Origin of the sequence: Actinoplanes sp. NPDC048988 (assembly GCF_043197815.1) — a bacterium.
Taxonomy (GTDB): domain Bacteria; phylum Actinomycetota; class Actinomycetes; order Mycobacteriales; family Micromonosporaceae; genus Actinoplanes.
In genome coordinates this window covers 241,575-257,288 of sequence record NZ_JBICTW010000013.1, presented here as the reverse complement: position 1 = coordinate 257,288, position 15,714 = coordinate 241,575, and the positions used below count along the sequence as shown (strand labels likewise).

General features: G+C 71.4%; 16 protein-coding genes. 9 read left to right on the top strand and 7 right to left on the bottom strand.

Annotated elements, in window-relative coordinates; all coding sequences use genetic code 11:
* The first annotated feature begins 19 nt into the window (after window positions 1–19).
* Window positions 20–1,225: an AAA family ATPase gene (locus tag ACGFJ7_RS33120; protein WP_360253647.1), complete on the top strand. Its 1,206-nt coding sequence runs from the start codon at window positions 20–22 to the stop codon at window positions 1,223–1,225.
* A 25-nt stretch (window positions 1,226–1,250) separates the two neighbouring features.
* Window positions 1,251–2,618: a tetratricopeptide repeat protein gene (locus ACGFJ7_RS33115; protein WP_360253645.1), complete on the top strand. Its 1,368-nt coding sequence runs from the start codon at window positions 1,251–1,253 to the stop codon at window positions 2,616–2,618.
* A 4-nt stretch (window positions 2,619–2,622) separates the two neighbouring features.
* Here the strand turns inward: ACGFJ7_RS33115 and ACGFJ7_RS33110 are convergent, their stop codons facing one another.
* The 4 genes from ACGFJ7_RS33110 to ACGFJ7_RS33095 form a co-directional block, all read right to left on the bottom strand.
* Window positions 2,623–3,303, bottom strand: a complete 681-nt coding sequence (locus ACGFJ7_RS33110; RefSeq protein WP_360253643.1) for a Pr6Pr family membrane protein — start codon at window positions 3,301–3,303, stop codon at window positions 2,623–2,625.
* 79 nt (window positions 3,304–3,382) lie between these two features.
* Window positions 3,383–4,123, bottom strand: a complete 741-nt coding sequence (locus ACGFJ7_RS33105; RefSeq protein WP_360253641.1) for a YcnI family protein — start codon at window positions 4,121–4,123, stop codon at window positions 3,383–3,385.
* Between the two features lie 100 nt (window positions 4,124–4,223).
* Complete coding sequence (locus tag ACGFJ7_RS33100; RefSeq protein WP_360253639.1) at window positions 4,224–5,579, bottom strand: ATP-binding protein; 1,356 nt, start codon at window positions 5,577–5,579, stop codon at window positions 4,224–4,226.
* On the bottom strand, window positions 5,579–6,247 hold the full coding sequence (locus ACGFJ7_RS33095; protein WP_360253637.1) for a response regulator transcription factor: 669 nt from the start codon (window positions 6,245–6,247) through the stop codon (window positions 5,579–5,581). The genes ACGFJ7_RS33100 and ACGFJ7_RS33095 overlap by 1 nt, the downstream gene beginning before the upstream one ends.
* A gap of 103 nt (window positions 6,248–6,350) precedes the next feature.
* Between ACGFJ7_RS33095 and ACGFJ7_RS33090 the strand changes: the two genes are divergently transcribed.
* The 5 genes from ACGFJ7_RS33090 (at window position 6,351) to ACGFJ7_RS33070 (ending at window position 11,071) form a co-directional block, all read left to right on the top strand.
* Window positions 6,351–7,475, top strand: a complete 1,125-nt coding sequence (locus ACGFJ7_RS33090) for a sigma-E factor regulatory protein RseB domain-containing protein (RefSeq protein WP_360253635.1) — start codon at window positions 6,351–6,353, stop codon at window positions 7,473–7,475.
* 93 nt (window positions 7,476–7,568) lie between these two features.
* Window positions 7,569–8,711, top strand: coding sequence for a tryptophan synthase subunit beta (gene trpB, locus ACGFJ7_RS33085; protein ID WP_360253633.1), 1,143 nt, complete (start codon window positions 7,569–7,571; stop codon window positions 8,709–8,711).
* Entirely contained in the window at window positions 8,708–9,484 is a 777-nt protein-coding gene (gene trpA, locus ACGFJ7_RS33080) for a tryptophan synthase subunit alpha (RefSeq protein WP_392645673.1), read from the top strand. Before trpB ends, trpA begins: the two co-directional genes overlap by 4 nt.
* Complete coding sequence (locus tag ACGFJ7_RS33075) at window positions 9,456–10,178, top strand: GntR family transcriptional regulator (protein ID WP_392645671.1); 723 nt, start codon at window positions 9,456–9,458, stop codon at window positions 10,176–10,178. The genes trpA and ACGFJ7_RS33075 overlap by 29 nt, the downstream gene beginning before the upstream one ends.
* Window positions 10,175–11,071: a class I SAM-dependent methyltransferase gene (locus tag ACGFJ7_RS33070; RefSeq protein WP_392645670.1), complete on the top strand. Its 897-nt coding sequence runs from the start codon at window positions 10,175–10,177 to the stop codon at window positions 11,069–11,071. Before ACGFJ7_RS33075 ends, ACGFJ7_RS33070 begins: the two co-directional genes overlap by 4 nt.
* Window positions 11,072–11,447: 376 nt before the next feature.
* Here the strand turns inward: ACGFJ7_RS33070 and ACGFJ7_RS33065 are convergent, their stop codons facing one another.
* A complete protein-coding gene (locus ACGFJ7_RS33065) occupies window positions 11,448–11,717 on the bottom strand; it encodes a DUF2277 domain-containing protein (protein WP_392645668.1) in 270 nt (89 codons plus the stop codon).
* A gap of 296 nt (window positions 11,718–12,013) precedes the next feature.
* Here ACGFJ7_RS33065 and ACGFJ7_RS33060 point away from each other — a divergent pair, with 296 nt between their 5' ends.
* Together ACGFJ7_RS33060 and ACGFJ7_RS33055 are read left to right on the top strand one after the other, a co-directional pair.
* Window positions 12,014–12,748: an isocitrate lyase/phosphoenolpyruvate mutase family protein gene (locus ACGFJ7_RS33060; RefSeq protein ID WP_392645667.1), complete on the top strand. Its 735-nt coding sequence runs from the start codon at window positions 12,014–12,016 to the stop codon at window positions 12,746–12,748.
* Window positions 12,749–12,765: 17 nt separating this feature from the next.
* Window positions 12,766–13,158: a DUF1992 domain-containing protein gene (locus ACGFJ7_RS33055; RefSeq protein ID WP_360253620.1), complete on the top strand. Its 393-nt coding sequence runs from the start codon at window positions 12,766–12,768 to the stop codon at window positions 13,156–13,158.
* On the opposite strand, the gene ACGFJ7_RS33050 is transcribed toward ACGFJ7_RS33055, so the two are convergent.
* Window positions 13,155–14,807: a DUF6114 domain-containing protein gene (locus ACGFJ7_RS33050; RefSeq protein ID WP_392645665.1), complete on the bottom strand. Its 1,653-nt coding sequence runs from the start codon at window positions 14,805–14,807 to the stop codon at window positions 13,155–13,157. The two genes, ACGFJ7_RS33055 and ACGFJ7_RS33050, sit on opposite strands and share 4 nt — an antisense overlap.
* Before the next feature lie 87 nt (window positions 14,808–14,894).
* Entirely contained in the window at window positions 14,895–15,539 is a 645-nt protein-coding gene (locus tag ACGFJ7_RS33045) for a DUF6230 family protein (protein WP_360253613.1), read from the bottom strand.
* Window positions 15,540–15,714: the final 175 nt, after the last annotated feature.

The window sequence follows — 15,714 nt, the reverse complement described above, 5'->3', positions numbered from 1 at the left end:
ACGGGCATAATTCGGTGTCATGAGCGACTCCCCCTTGATCGACAGTCTCACCGCGGCCGTGGAGGCCCGCCCGGACGACCTGCCGTTGCGGCTGCACCTGGCCGAGTTGCTGGTGGCGGCCGGACGTGGGGGAGAGGCGATCGCTCACGCCGCCCAGGTCCTGGCCCGCGAGCCCGGCAACGCGACCGCCCAGAAGCTGATGGGAACGGCCCTGTCGCCGTCCGTGCCCCCGCCCGCCGCCACCTTCGACTGGGATGCCAGGGAGCAGGAGTTCGGTGACGTGGTGCCGCCGCGCTTCACCCGCGCCGACGGCGAACCGGACCCGGTCCAGGGCCACGCCGACCGCGCCTTCGACATCGAGACCTCGAAGGTCACGCTGGCCGACGTCGGCGGCATGGAGGAGGTCAAGAAGCGCCTCGAGATCTCCTTCCTCGGCCCGATGCGCAACCCCAAGCTGCGCAGCCTGTTCGGCAAGAGCCTGCGCGGCGGCCTGCTGCTCTACGGACCGCCCGGCTGCGGCAAGACCTTCCTGGCCCGCGCGGTGGCCGGCGAGATGGGCGCCTCGTTCATCTCCCTGTCGATCACCGACGTGCTCAACATGTGGGTGGGCAGCTCGGAGCGCAACCTGCACGACCTGTTCGACTCGGCCCGCGGCCACGCCCCCTGCGTCCTGTTCCTCGACGAGATCGACGCGCTGGGCCACAAACGCAGCCAGCTCAACTCGTCGTCCATGCGCACCGTCGTCAACCAGCTGCTGACCGAGCTCGACGGGGTCGACGGCAACAACGACGGCGTCTTCGTGCTGGCCGCGACCAACGCGCCCTGGGACATCGATTCGGCCCTGCGACGACCGGGGCGGCTTGACCGTACGGTCCTGGTGCTGCCGCCGGACAGGCCCGCCCGGGCCGCGATCCTCCAGTACCACCTGCGCGACCGCCCGGTGGCCGGCATCGACCTGGGCCGCGTGGCCGACGCCACCGACCACTACTCGGGTGCCGACCTGGCCCACGTGTGCGAGACGGCGGCCGAGTTCGCCATGCGCGACTCCATCGCCACCGGCGAGATCCGCATGATCAATCAGGACGACATGCTCGCCGCCGTCCGCGAGGTCCGCCCGTCGACGGACGGCTGGTTCGCCACGGCCCGCAACGTGGCCATGTTCGCCAACGAATCCGGCGAGTACGACGACCTGGCCGCGTACCTCAAGAAGCGCAAGATCCGTTGATCGGCTCACCGCTGGATGTCGCGCGTTGAGTGAGCGGAACGACGCCTACTGGCGTGCGCATCGGCTGGCCCAGGTGGGCCGCTACGACGAGGCGGAGAAACAGGCGCGGTCCGGCCTTGCCGCGAGCCCGGGCGACGCGCGGCTGCTGACGCTGCTCGCCTCGGTGTTGCGGCTGCGGCGCGACTACGCGGGCGCCCTCGCCACGGCCGACGCCGCGGTGGCCGCGTCGCCGCTGTTCGCCGACGCCCACGCCGAGCGGGCCGAGAACCTCATAGTCATGATCCGGTCCCGGGACGCGGTGTCCGCGGCGGCCGAGGCCGTCCGCCTGGCACCGGCCGAGCCGACCGGCCACTTCGTGCTCGCCCGGGCCCTGGCCTCGGCCAAGGACTACCCGCGGGCCCGGGCCGCCGCCGCCCACGGCCGCTCCCTCGATCCCCACTCCGTCGAGGGCCTGCTGACCGTGGCCGACGTGGAACGCGACGCCGGCAACCGGGACGCCGCCCTGGCCGCCGCCCGAGCCGCCCTGGCCATCGCGCCCGGCAACCCGTACGGCCGCTGGCTCATCGCCATGCTCGACGCCGAACGCCTGCGCGTCCGCCGCTCGATGCGCGCCCTGCGCGACGTGGCCCGCGACAACCCGGCCCGAGCCGACGTCGTCTCGATGACCTGGCCGATCCGCGGCGTCCTGAACGGCCTGCGCCGCGGCCTGGCCGCCAGCGCGGCCCTGGTCTGCGCCCTGCAACTGATCGCCCTCTGGTGGTGGCCCACGGCCGGCCCGTTCGGCCGCGTCATGGCCGGGGTCCTGGCCGCGGTGATGGCCGGTTTCGCGGCCCGCATCCTGATTCCCGCCGGCCGCCTCCCGTGGCGGTGCCTGCGCCTGCTGCCCCGCCTGATGCGCCGCGCCGACCTGACGGCCCTGGCCCTGACGGCGGTCGCGGTGACATTGCTTTTCCTGTACGCGGCGACGTCCTGGTGGCCGCTTCCCCTGCTGGCCTTGGCCGCGACCCCGTTCCTGTGGCTGCTGAGCCTGGCCGAACTGCTCGGGGCCGGCCTGGACGACCCGGGCATGCGCCACGCCCTGACCGACTTGGCAGCCGAGTTCCGCGACTGGTGGCACACCACGAAGAGGGAGCTGCGCGACGCCTGGACCAACCCCACTACTCGGCCCGAACAGCAACCTCCGTCCGGCAACGCCGGCCCCGGGTCTCACCCTCAGCCCTCGTCTCAGCCGTCTCCTCGGCCTTCGTCTCAGCCCTCGTCTCAGCCGTCTCCTCGGCCTTCGCCTCAGCCCTCGCCTCAGCCCGAACGGCGACCTCCGTACGACGCCGGGACCTCGCAGCCCTTCTCGCCTTGGAATGAGCGGCGACCTCCGGACGACGAACCGCCCGGCTGATCGCTTACTTCGGCTCGGTGCTGGTGGCGGCGGTCGCGGGGAGCGGGTCGGGCCCGCTGTCAGTGGTCTGCGGCAGGCGCCGGTCGAGGAACCACAGGATCGCGGCGAACACGGCGGCCATGACAGCGACCATCAGCATGTTCCGGACGGCGGTGGGATAGCCGATCGTCGTGGCGTCGGCGAAGGGGTACGGGAACCAGTCGGTGGTCGCGCCGTGCGCCAGCGTGTAACCGATCCACGCGGCCGGCCACAGGAACGCCCAGGCGATCGTCCGCGGGTCGATCCGCGGACGGGGCCCGAAGACCACCCATCCGGCCAGCGCCGCCCACGGCGCGATGTAGTGGAATCCCAGGTTCGACCACCAGCCGGCGCCGTGCGGGTCCGCCGTGCCGGCCAGGATGGTGGCGTACACGATGCCGGTCACGATGATCCCGAGCAGCGCGTCGAGCCGCAGAACCCGCCAGACCCGCCCGTCGCGGCCCGGGTCGATCATCAGGCTGCCGGCGGCGATCAGCACCAGGACGTTGCTCTGGATCGTGAAGTAGCTGAACAGCCGGACGAACCGCGTGACCGCCGGCGCGTCGTCCCCTTGGGCGCTGAGCACGATCTGAATGATCAGGGAGGTCAGCACCACGGCGAAGAGCAGACCGTGCCAGACCCGGGAAGCCGTGCGAACGCGATTCACGTCCGGTAGTAAACCCGTGATCAACACCGGACGAAAGAGGCCGGCCACGGTGATGGCCGGCCTCGTCGTACGCGCAATGTCAGGACTTCGTGGTGGCGCTGGTCTCCTGGCCCGGGCGGCGGCCGGCTTTGGCGTACGCGAGAAGCGCCAGGATCAGGGCGATCACCCCGGCGATGAGGCCCGCGATGCCGAAGGCGTCGGGCCCGTCGGAGCTGTCGTCGGCGTCGGCGGCGGCCACCGGGCTGGCGGTCGCGGTCGGCGCGGCGGCGGCCGTGTCGGTCGCGCCGGCCGCGGCGAGCTTCAGCACGGGCGCCGGGTGTTCCGCCTCGGAGCCGTCGGTGGTGGGCTCGTCGATCCAGCGGACGACCGTGTTGTCGGAGTAGTACTGAAGGGCCTTGAAGACCATCTGGCCGGACTCGGGCAGCGGCCCGAGCGACACGTCGAACTCCTGGAACTGTCCCGGCTTGACCTCCGAGCCCGCCTTGGCGGTCCAGGTGATCTTCGAGATCGACTCGGTGATCTGCGCGCCGTGCGCCTCGAGCGGCTTGGCCAGCTTGGAGACCGTGGTGGCCACATCCCACCCGGTGATCGGCTTGACCGAGACCGAGGCCACCGGGTTGTCGGCAGGCAGGTTCACCTCGACCTTGTTCGTGGAGGCGGTGTCGGACTCGTTCGGCACCCGGAAGGTCACCTTGGTGTATCCACCCGCGGTCGCCGTGTCGGGGTTCACCGTGACGTGGGCGGAGGCCGGCGCGGCGAGCGCCAGGGTGAGGCCGGCGACCGTGGCGGCCACCAGGGCCGAGCGCTTGAGCAGGGACATCGAAGTCGTCAACCTTCCGCATGGGGGACAGCCCGTTGCCGGGCATCGCGCGTTGGTCGTCCCTCCGTCCCCGATAGTTCCCGCTGTTCCTAAAATTTCTTCACCGAACGGCGGGCAGCCGTACGTCCACCCGCAGCCCCGGTGAGGCGTCACTCAAGGTCACCGTGCCGCCGTGGCGGCGGGCCAGTTCGCGCACGATGGCCAGGCCGAGACCGGAACCGCCCGCGTCACGGGCGCGGGCGTCGTCGAGCCGGGTGAACCGGTCGAACACCCGCTCCCGGTCGGCTTCGGGAATGCCCGGTCCGTCGTCGGTCACGGTGATCCAGCGGTACGCGGCGTCCGCGCGCACCTCGACGCAGATCCGCGATTTCGCGTGCCGCACGGCATTGTCCAGCAGGTTCGCCACCACACGGCCGAGCGCGTCGGGCTCCCCGGCGATCGTGACCGGCGCCGAGGGACGCACGTAACCCACTGTGGGGTAGCGAGCCGCCACGTCACCGACCACCGCGCCCAGGTCGACCTCGCGGAACGGGGCCGCCACGACCCGCCCCGGCGCCGCGTCGTCCGCCCGGGCGAGCAGCAGCATGTCGTCGACGAGCCGGCTGAGCCGGTCGACGTCGGTGAGCAGGTCCTCCGACAGCGCGTGCCAGTCGGTGTCGGGCAGACGTTGCGAGACCTCCAATTCCGTACGCATGTTGGTCAGCGGGCTGCGAAGCTCGTGAGCCGCGTCGGCCACGAACGCCCGCTGCCGGGCCTGCGCCGCGTCGAGCCGGTGCAGCATGCCGTTCAGCGTCACCGCGAGCCGGTGGATCTCGTCGCGGGACTCGGGCACCGGCAGCCGGCCGGCCCGCGTACCCCCGGTGATCTCCTCGGCGCCCGAGCGCAGCGCGTCGACCGGGCTGAGCGCCGCCCCGAGCACCCGCCACAGCACCAGCCAGAGGGCTCCCACCAGCAACGGGAACATGATGAGCAGGGTCACGCGCAGGATGTGTACGCCCTGCGTCAGGTCGTTCGTGGACCGCGCGACCAGTACGCGCACCGGATCGGTGGGCGGCCCGGCGGTGACCATCACGACCCGGGCGTCGCCCTCCAGGCCGATCCGGCTCCCGGGAATCTCCCGCACGCTGCCGTCGCCCATGCCGCGCAGCTCGTCGGAATGCAGCATGGGTATGAGCCGGTCGGCGCCGGCCGAGATCGACAGGACCCGGCCGTCCGCGTCGATGACCTGCACCTGCATGGCCGCGTTGACCGGGATCGGCTCGGTCAGCTGCCCCTGGTCGACCAGCTTGGCCACGCCCCGCGCCGTCTCGAGCGCCTCGCCGTTCACCGCCCGCAGCAGCCCGAAGTTCAGCACGAAGACGAGCAGCACGCCGCCCGCGGCCAGACCGGCGGTCAGCGCCAGGACGGAGGTGAGCACCAGCCGGGCGCGCAGGCTGAGCTCGCGCGGCCGGCGCATCAGTCCCCCGTCACGGCCGCGAGCCGGTAGCCCGCCCCGCGCACGGTCTCGAGCCGGTCGCGCCCGATCTTGCGGCGCAGGTAGCCGACGTAGACCTCGACCGCGTTGGGAGCGGTCTCCACGGCGGCGTCCCAGACGTGGTCGAGCAGCTCGATCTTGCTGACCACCTCGCCCGGGCGGCGCATGAGGTACTCCAGCAGGGCGAACTCGCGGGCCGTCAGCGTCACCTCGGCACCGGCGACCATGACCCGGCGCTCGGCCGGATCGAGCTCGACGTCGCCGTGGGCGAGCACCGTCGGCCGCTCGTGGACACCACGCCGCAGCAGCGCGCGCAACCGCGCGAGCAGCACGACGTAGGAGAAGGGCTTGGTCAGGTAGTCGTCCGCGCCGCAGTCGAGCCCGTCCGCCTGGTCGTACTCCCCGTCCTTGGCCGACAGCATCAACACCGGCACCCAGTTGCCCTCGGCCCGCAGTTGACGGACGACCCGATAGCCGCTGAGCCGCGGCAGCATCACGTCGAGGATCATCGCGTCGTACCCGCCATGACGCGCCATCTCGAGCCCGTCCTGCCCGTCACCGGACACGTCCACCGCGAAGCCCTCGGCCTGCAGCCCGCGCTGTAACGCGGCCGCGAGCCGCGCCTCATCTTCCACCACCAGCAACCGCACCCCCTTACCTTGGCATGGGAGGGGCAACCCCTAGGGGCGGCTCTCAGCCCGGTCACAGCGGCCACGGCGCACTCTTGTGGCAGATCAACGGGAGGTGGACATCGTGTCCGTGTTCAGATCGAGGCCGGCTCTTCGCTGGCTCGTACCATCCGCCGCGGCGGTGGTCGTGATCGGGGGCGGCGCAGCGGCGGGAACGATCGTCGCGAGCGCGGACCCCTCGCTGCCCGACCGCAGCGCGGCCGAACTGCTCGTCGACCTGCAGAACGCCAAGGTCGACGGCCTGTCCGGCACCATCGTGCAGAGCGCCGACCTGGGGCTGCCCAAGATTGCCGGGCTCACCGCCGACTCGGGCGGCGCCGACCTGGTCAACCTGGTCGCGGGCAGCAACACCGCCCGCGTCTGGTACGCCGGTGAGGACAAGGCTCGCTTGGCGGTGATGAGCACGCTCGGCGAGACCGACGTCATCCGCAACGGCACCGACGTCTGGCTCTGGCAGAGCAAGGCCAAGACGGCCACGCACCTCACCCTGCCCGCGGGCGAGGACAAGAAGCCCGCTTCGCTGCCGACGGGGATCCCCTCGACGCCGCAGGACGCGGCCGAGGCGGCGCTCGACGCGATCGACCCGACCACAGCGGTCTCGACCACCGGCGCGGCCAAGGTGGCCGGCCGCGACGCCTACGAGCTGGTGCTCAGCCCGAAGGCGACCGAGTCGCTGATCGGGCAGGTGCGCCTGGCGATCGACGCGGAGAAGAAGATCCCGCTGCGGGTCGACGTCTACGCCAAGGACGCGGTCAACCCGGCCGTTCGGGTGGCGTTCCAGCAGATCAGTTTCGACACGCCCGACAACCAGCAGTTCGCCTTCAACCCGCCGCCGGGCACGAAGGTCAACGACACGGACGCGGGCAAGCTCGAGACCGAGCTGGAGAAGGAGCACAAGGCCGCCGAGGCCCGGAAGCCGGGCGGGATGAAGCCGCCGGCCGGGGCCGAGCAGCCGAGGGTGATCGGTGAGGGCTGGGCGTCGGTGGTGACGGCGAAGCTGCCGAAGTCCGCCGGTGACGAGGCCAAGCAGCTCGACAGCGTGATCGACATGCTGCCGAAGGTGAGCGGGAGCTGGGGCAGTGGTCATCTCTTCTCCGGTTCTCTCTTCAGCGTGCTGGTGACCGACGACGGCCGGGTCTTCGCCGGCGCGGTGGCCCCGGAGACGCTGTACAAGGCCGCTGCCAAATAGTTCTAGAACTCTCCGCCGAGTTATGCAACACTTCGGCGGAGAGTTCTACAACTTTTGGAGGCGTGCCTCATGACAAGCACGACGTCTACCTTGATGACGGAACCGGCTGCCGGTCGCTTCGGCGACTTCGGCGGCCGGTTCGTCCCCGAGTCGCTGGTGCCGGCGTGCGCCGCGCTGGCCGGCGCCTTTCGGGAAGCCTGGGCCGACCCGGCCTTCCGGGCCGAGCTCGACGAGCTGCTCGCCGTCTACGCCGGCCGGCCCACCCCGCTCACCCCGGCCCGTAACCTCTCGAGCCAGCTCGGCATCGAGCTGCTGCTCAAGCGCGAAGACCTGGCGCACACCGGCTCTCACAAAATCAACAACGTGCTGGGCCAGGCACTGCTCGCCCGCCGGATGGGCAAGACCCGTCTGATCGCCGAGACGGGCGCCGGTCAGCACGGCGTCGCCACCGCCACGGCGGCCGCGCTGCTCGGCCTCGACGCGACCGTGTACATGGGTGAGCGCGACATCGAGCGCCAGCAGCTCAACGTCCTGCGGATGACGACCCTCGGAGCCGAGGTCGTCCCGGTCACCAGCGGCAGCCGCACCCTCAAGGACGCGACGAACGAGGCCATGCGCGCGTGGGTGTCCGACGTGGACCGCGCGCACTTCCTTCTGGGCTCGGTCGGTGGCCCCCACCCGTACCCGTGGATGGTTCGTGAGCTGCAGCGCGTGATCGGCGCCGAGGCCCGGCAGCAGAGCGGCACAGTCCCCGACGTGGTGGTGGCCTGCGTCGGCGGCGGTTCGAACGCGGCCGGCACGTTCGCCGGGTTCGTCGACACGAGTGCGCGGCTGATCGGCGTGGAGGCGGCCGGCGGCGCGGCGATGACCGGCGGCTCGCCCGGCGTCGTGCACGGCGCCCGCTCGATGGTGCTCCAGGACGGTGACGGTCAGGTCGCCGAGGCGAAATCGATAGCGGCCGGTCTCGACTATCCCGGCATCGGGCCCGAGCACGCGCATCTCGGCGCGATCGGCCGCGCGGAGTACCGGACGGTCACCGATGCCGAGGTGGTCGACGCGGTCCGCCGCCTGGCCCGCTCCGAGGGCATCATCTGCGCGCTCGAGTCGGCCCACGCGGTCGCCTGGGTGCTGCGCTCGGCGGGCACGCCCGACCTGCCGACCGGCTCGCGGGTGGTTCTCACGCTGTCCGGCCGTGGTGACAAAGACATGACGACCCTGCTCGGGGGTGTGGCATGACAGCCCTGGTTCCGTACGTCACCGGCGGCATCACCGAGGACTGGACCGACTACGTGGTGGCCTACCAGGAAGCGGGCGCGACGGCCATCGAGATCGGCCTGCCCTTCGCCGACCCCATGCTCGACGGCGTCACCATCCAGCAGGCCTCCGACCGGGCCCTCTCGCGCGGCACGACAGTGACGTCGATTCTCGACGACCTCAAGCGTGTACGCGGCCGGGTGCGCGTGCCGCTGATCGTCATGACGTACGCGAACCTGGTGTTCCACCGCTCCGCGACCGCCTTCTGCCGCGAGCTCGCCGAGGCCGGCGTGAGCGGGCTGATCGTTCCCGACCTGCCCGTGGACGAGGCGGCGCCGGTGGCCCGGGCCGCCGCCGACGCCGGCATCGACCTGATTCCGCTGGTCGCGCCGGTGACCCCCGACGACCGGCTGGCCGAGATCGTGGCGCTCGGCGACAGCTACATCTACGCGGTCAGCGTGATGGGCACTACCGGCGAGCGGACCACCCTCGGCGACTCCGCCGGCCGGCTCGCGGCGCGGGTCAAGGCGGTCACCGATCGGCCGGTGCTCATCGGATTCGGCGTCTCGTCGCCGGCCCAGGCCGCCGAGGCGGGGCGCGCCGGGGACGGGGTGGTGGTGGCGTCCGCGCTGATGCGTAGGGTTCTTGACGGGGCCACGGCGGCGGAACTAAGGGAGACCGTCGCCAGCCTCGCCGCAGCTCTGGAGGACTCCACTGACTACGCGCATGCCGAAGTATCAGGTGATCGCCGATGACCTGACCACGAAGATCCGCGACGGCGAGCTGCCGCCGGGCGCCGCGCTGCCTCCGCAGCGTGAGCTCAGCGCCTCGTACGGGGTGACGCTCGCGACGCTGCGCCAGGCTCTGCAGCGCCTGGAGAACGACGGGTTGCTGTCGCAGCAGGCCGGCCGGGGGACGTTCGTGACGGAGCAGCGTCCGACGTACCTGCTTCATTCGATGCGGGGCTTCGAGGAGGACCTGCGCGAGCAGGGCCAGACAGTGGCCACGTACGTGCTGAATCAGGACACCGCACACCCGCCGGCCTGGGCCGAGACGCTGCTGGACTACGGCTTCCCCGTGGTGCGCCTGGAACGCCTGCGGCTACTGGCCGGCCGGCCGGTCGTCCACCAGCTGTCCTACGTCCGCAACCTGGAACTGGCCGGCGCTGATCTGAGCGAGAAGTCGCTGTACGCCGTGCTGGCCGCCTACGGCGTCACCGTCTCCAGAGCGAGCGAGGTGATCCGGCCTGGCGTTCTCGACGACGAGACGGCCGAACTTCTGCACCAGCCGCCCGGCACCCCGGTGTTCCTCTCGGAGCGCGTGACCTACGACCCCGACGGCGTCGCCGTCGTGGTCGACCGGGCGACCATCCTCGGTACGGCCCTGGAGATCCGAACCGATCGAGCCCTGACCGGCTTCTCCATGCAGTGGACCCGCCCGCCCACTTGATCGATGCCCTTAGGTTAGGGGAGGTGAGGAAACCGTCTGATGACGCTGTCCAGCAGTATGCGGCAACGACCGACAACCTGACCTCCCGGATAGCCATTCACGCGTACGGAACCAACCCGCAGGGCTGGTTCGCGTGGCTGGGAGAGCGGCTGCCGACCGGCGGCGACGTGCTGGAGGTGGGCGCGGGAACCGGAGAGCTGTGGCGGCATCTCGATCCACGGCGTCCGGGGTTGCGGCTGACGCTCACTGACTTCTCGGCGACGATGTGCGAGCGACTGCGCGACCTGGCCCGAGCAGAGGCGGCTCCGGCAGAGGTGGCTCCGGCAGAGACGGCTCCGGCAGAGGTGGCCCAGGTGGAGGCGGCCCGGGTGGAGGCAGCCCGGGTGGAGGCGGCCCGGATCGAGGTGCGGCAGTGCGATGCGACGGATCTGCCGTTCGCGGACGGGCTGTTCGACGCGGTCATCGCCAACCACATGCTGTATCACGTCGACGATCCGGATGCGGCGCTGCGCGAGTTCGCGCGAGTGCTGCGCCCGGGCGGACGGCTCTTCGTGGCCACCAACGGCCGGGAGCACATGGCGGAGCTGTTCGCTGTCGCGGCGGCGGTGGGCAAGCCGGACGTGAACGGCTCCGCGGCGCGCAGCAACTTCCCGGCCGAGGACGCGCCGGAGGCTGTGGGGCGGCACTTCCACGACGTCGCCAGTGAGGCGTATCCGAGCGACCTGGTCGTTCCGGTTGCCGAGCCGGTGGTCGCCTACCTGGCCAGCCTCTCCGGCGAGTCGGTCACCGCTGAACAGTTGGCGGCGGCCCGTGCCCTCGTCCAGGAGCGGATCGACGCGGAGGGCCACTTCCGCGTTCACAAGCACACTGAGCTGATCACCGCGACCCGCTGAGCCACGCCGCCCGCAGATTGCGCCGCGACTCGCCGACCGGCCGATCAGGGCGCGGCGGAACGGGCAGGCCGGCCACGGCGCCGGTCGGGTGTGGTGCCGGTCGGCTACGGCGCCGGTCGGGTGTGGGGCCGGTCGGCTACGGCGCCGGTCGGGTGTGGGGCCGGTCGGCTACGGCGCCGGTCGGGTGTGGTGCCGGTCGGCTACGGCGCCGGTCGGGTGTGGGGCCGGTCGGGTGTGGGGATGGCCGGATGCGGCGGTGGTTGGCCGACGCGGGGCTGGCCGGGTGCGGCGGTGAACGGGTCGGGGGTGGCTTGGCTGCGAGGGGGGAGGAGGCGCGGGGGTGGCCGGGTGCGGGGGTCGAGGTTGAGGGCTGGGGCTAGGAGGCGTAGCGGCGTTCGGCTCGGGCTCGGGCCTTGGCGGCCTCTTCCTCGCGGTTCTTGGGTGGGGCGGTGGTGACCAGTTCGCCCAGCAGTTCGGCGGTGACTGCTGTCACGGCGGCGACGGCGCGGTCGAAAGCGGCCTGGTTCGCCTGGGACGGGCGGGTGGAGCCGGCTACCTTGCGCACGTACTGCAGGGCGGCGGCATGGATCTCGTCGGGGGTGGCGGGCGGGTCGAAGTTGTGCAGCTGGTGGATGTTGCGGCACATCTGCGGGGTCCTTCCGGGAAGCGACGGGCGGCCACTGGTCAACCTACGCCGGGGGTCCGACAGGAATGGTCCGGACCGGGCCGATGGTCTTCGTGCGCCAGGACCTGACAGCAGTGTGGGCTGGGCCGATGGTCGGTCTGCGCCGAGGGTGTGGCAGCGATGGTTCCGGCTCATGGTCGGCTTGCGCCGAGGGCGTGACAGGGGATGGTGCCCTCTGGGTCGATGGACGGCCCACGACAGGGGGCGGCGGGAACGGTTCGGGGTGGGCCGAAGTGTGCGGGGCCTAGCGTCGAAGCATGACGGATTTTCACGGGCTGCATCGGGTCGGGCGGCCGCTTCTGTTGCCTAACGCGTGGGACGCGGCTTCGGTTTTTGCGCTGGCCGAGGTGGGGTTTGAGGCGGTGGGCACGACCAGCCTGGGTGTCGCGGCGGCGCAGGGGGTGCCGGATGGAGCCGGGCTGGCCCGGGAGCGGACGCTTGAGCTCGTGCGGCGGGTTCGGGGGCTGCGGGTGCCGTTGACCGTTGACGTGGAGAGTGCGGGGGTGGACTTCGCGGCGGAACTCTACGAAGCGGGGGCGGCCGGGATCAACGTCGAGGATGGGCGGGGCGAGGCGGGGCTGGCCGCCGTCGCGGAGCAGGCGGAGCTCATCGCGGCCATCAAGGAGCGGGTTCCCCGGCTCTTCGTGAACGCCCGGATCGACACCTACTGGCTCGGGACGGGGCAGGCGGACACCCGGAAGCGGGCCGAGGCCTATCTGAAGGCCGGGGCGGACGGGATCTTCGTGCCGGGGATCCGGGCCGACGACGAGATTCGGGCGCTGCCGGGGCCGCTCAATGTGCTGCTGCTTCCGGGAATGACGGTTGGGGGCCTCGCGCGGCTGAACGTGGCGCGGATCAGCATGGGGTCGCTGCTGTACCGGGCCGCGCTCGACGCGGCACTTGTCACGGCCGCCGCCATTCAGGCCGGGGCGCCGGCGCCGGACGGCGTGCGGTCCTACGCGGAGACGGACCGCCTGGCGACGTACCCCTAGGAAAGTAAAATCGGACCATGGCGCACTGGTACGAGTCGTCGATCGACCGGCAGCTTCGGGAGGCGGCCGAGCGGGGCGAGTTCGACAACCTCGCCGGCAGCGGCAAACCGTTCGCCGACAAGGGGCAGGAGTATGACGACGACTGGTGGGTCAAGGACTGGCTGCGGCGTGAGGGGGCCGGCGCGGGTGTCGTACCGCCGACCCTGGCCCTTCGCCGTGAGACCGAGGACCTTGAGACGATCGTCGACCGGCTCCGGACCGAGCGGGAGGTTCGTGAGCGCGTGGACGGGCTGAACGAGCGGATCCGCAAGGCGAACGTGGGCCTGATGGACGGGCCGCCGGTGATCCTGAGGCCCTTCGACCCCGATGCCGTGGTGGCGGGCTGGCGGCAGCGGCGGGCGGACCGCTAGGCCGTTTCCCTGATGTCCAGCGGGGCCGCGGTCAGCGTGTCGCAGCGGACGTACGCCAGCTGGATCGTCACGTCCGTGAACCACAGCACCGGCAGCGTCAGCGGCGGCGGCTGCTCCGGCGTGAACGTCACCGGGATCAGGCCGAACAGTTTGCCCTGGAACTTCGGGGTGTAGAAGCGCACGTTCTTGTCGGTGACCAGCTCGTTGCTCTTGATCACCGTCTTGGCCGTGCCGGTCTCGTCGATGGTCAGGGTGAAGGGCTTGTTCACCGCCTTGTCCATGCTGAACTTCAGCGCCTTGAAGCTTCCTTTCCTGGTGGGGATGTCGACCACCCCGTCGTACGTCGAGTCGTACATGGTCAGGGAGCCGACCTCCATGACGCCGGGCTTCTCCGACACCTGCGGGATGTCGTCGGCGCCGGCCACCTTGCCCATCACGCGCGGGCCGAGGCAGGGGATCTCCTCGACGCTGGGTGACGCCGCCGGCTTGGTGGTCGCGGCGGCCGACGAGGCGGCGGCGGTGGTCGCGGGCGGGGTGGTGGCCGCGGCCGGCGGTGCCGTCGTGGTGGGCGCGGCAGTGGCCGGCGGCGTGGTGGCCGCGGGCGGCGGCGTGGTGGTGGCGGCGGGCGTGGTGGGCGCGATGCTCGACCCCGACGGCTCCGGCGACGTGCTCGGGGTGGAGTCGTCGCCGATCCCGAGCAGGTTGCCGAGGCCGTCGAAGAAGCCCTCGACGCCGTCCGCGACCGGGTTGCTGTCGGCCGGCGGGGAGGTGGTGGCCGGCGGCAGGGCGGGACTCTCGGGGGCACTGGTCCCGCCCGCCGCCGGCTGGCTGGTGACCGTCGGGGTGACGGTTGGGCTGGCGCCGCCCGGGGCGGCCGGCGCCGAGGTGGCCGGATCGGGGGAGGCCGTCGTGGGGGTGACCGTGGCCGACGAGGCCGGCGCCGATGAGAACGACCGTGAGGGGAGGCCTTCCGGGCAGGTCACCGCCTTGGCCGGCGCGTTGCCGCCGGCGATCAGGACGCCGGCGGTCACGGCCACGACCAGCAGGATCACGCTCAGCGCGCGCGGGTGCATGCCGCCGCGCGGCTCCTCCGGCGGCATCCCGGGGATGATCGCGGTGTCGCCGCTGTCGGCGGGCCGCAGGATCGGACGCGTCGGCCGGTCGTCATGCCCGGCGATCTCATCGTCAAAAGAGGGCGGGTCATCGAAGGCGGAGGTGTCCAACGCGGAGGTGTCCGACGCGGAGGTGTCCGACGCGGAGGGCTCGGGGGAGTCGGACACCACCGGCTTGACCCGCGGCGGGCCCCAGGCGATCACCAGGGCGCCACCGACGATGCCGAGCAGCATGCCGATGAGGAAGCCGCCGAGGTTGAGCCCGATGAACGAGTAGAGCGCGGTCAGCAAGCCGATGATGCCGTAGAACAGCCGCTGCCCGGGTGTGGCCCAGCTCAGGACGCCGGCCAGTATCAGCATCAGCGGGAGCACGTAGGAGAGGAAGCCCTGCGGGCCGAGGTGGAGCTCGAGGTCACCCAGGCTCATGTTGGCGCTCAGGAACATCTCTATGCCGGACAACAGCAGGAAGAGCCCGCCCCAGAACGGCCGGCTGCGCCGCCACCGCCGGAACCCGCCCCGAACGTCGTCTGTTGCCACCGTATGCAGCCCTCTCCAGAAAAAGGTCGAAGCATGACCGGGGGCCCGCGGACAGTGCCTTCCGCGAGCCCCCGGCTCAGATCACTGTCAGAAACATTCCTTGCCGGACTGAGCGAAGAACAGCTTGAGGCTCATGCCGGTCAGACGGAAGGTCGACGCCGAGGTCATGTACGCCTGCTGGCGCAGACCGTCGATCTCGACCCGCTGGGCCTGCTGGCCGAAACCGCCGACGTCGCCGTGCTCCTTCGTCTCGCCGGGACCCTCGTCGGCGTCGAGCGTCGAGGCGTCCTGGCCGATGTCGATGTTCGTGAACTTGGCGTCGCCGCTCAGCTCCGACATACCGATGAGCAGGTCGTCCGCCACCACCGGCCGCTGGGCGTCCTTGCCGGCCTCGATCCGGAGCACCACGGGACCGGCCGCCACCGACTGGCAGAGGTTGGTGATCTTCGCGGAGTCGATGCCCGACATGGCCGCGACGACGAACTTCTGCCCGGTCTGCTGCTGCACCGTCTCGGTCGGCAGCTTGCTGCTGTATTGGGTGAAGCCCGTCCCGTCGAGCCGGTCGGCCGAGAGCTTGAACTGCGGGCCCGCCACCGAGAAGCTGGCGGCCAGCGCACCCTGAGCGAGGGCGACGACCAGACCACCGGCGACCACGGTGGGCACGCCCACCGCTACGGCGAAGCGGCGCCAGTTGGTGCGTCCGTACGCCGGATCGCCTTGCGCATCCTTCACGGATCCTCCTTGTGGATTCCAGACGGCACAAGCGGGGCGCACCGACGGGTTGTCCAGCGCTGCGCAGAGAGGTCCGTCGATGCCGTCGGTTAACGTGCGGGAAATGTTGCCGCTGAGGTCAGCGAGTTACAAGAGGCTTGGCTACTAGTCAGTAACCAAGCTCACTGGATCGTGA

Bases quoted from the DNA above. Each gene is read 5' to 3' on its own strand.
- ACGFJ7_RS33120 (WP_360253647.1), top strand. From the start codon at position 20: ATGAGCGACTCCCCCTTGATCGACAGTCTCACCGCGGCCGTGGAGGCC.
- ACGFJ7_RS33055 (WP_360253620.1), top strand. From the start codon at position 12,766: ATGGCGCACTGGTACGAGTCGTCGATCGACCGGCAGCTTCGGGAGGCG.
- ACGFJ7_RS33065 (WP_392645668.1), bottom strand. From the start codon at position 11,717: ATGTGCCGCAACATCCACCAGCTGCACAACTTCGACCCGCCCGCCACC.
- trpA (WP_392645673.1), top strand. From the start codon at position 8,708: ATGACAGCCCTGGTTCCGTACGTCACCGGCGGCATCACCGAGGACTGG.
- ACGFJ7_RS33105 (WP_360253641.1), bottom strand. From the start codon at position 4,123: ATGTCCCTGCTCAAGCGCTCGGCCCTGGTGGCCGCCACGGTCGCCGGC.
- ACGFJ7_RS33075 (WP_392645671.1), top strand. From the start codon at position 9,456: ATGCCGAAGTATCAGGTGATCGCCGATGACCTGACCACGAAGATCCGC.
- ACGFJ7_RS33060 (WP_392645667.1), top strand. From the start codon at position 12,014: ATGACGGATTTTCACGGGCTGCATCGGGTCGGGCGGCCGCTTCTGTTG.
- trpB (WP_360253633.1), top strand. From the start codon at position 7,569: ATGACGGAACCGGCTGCCGGTCGCTTCGGCGACTTCGGCGGCCGGTTC.
- ACGFJ7_RS33100 (WP_360253639.1), bottom strand. From the start codon at position 5,579: ATGCGCCGGCCGCGCGAGCTCAGCCTGCGCGCCCGGCTGGTGCTCACC.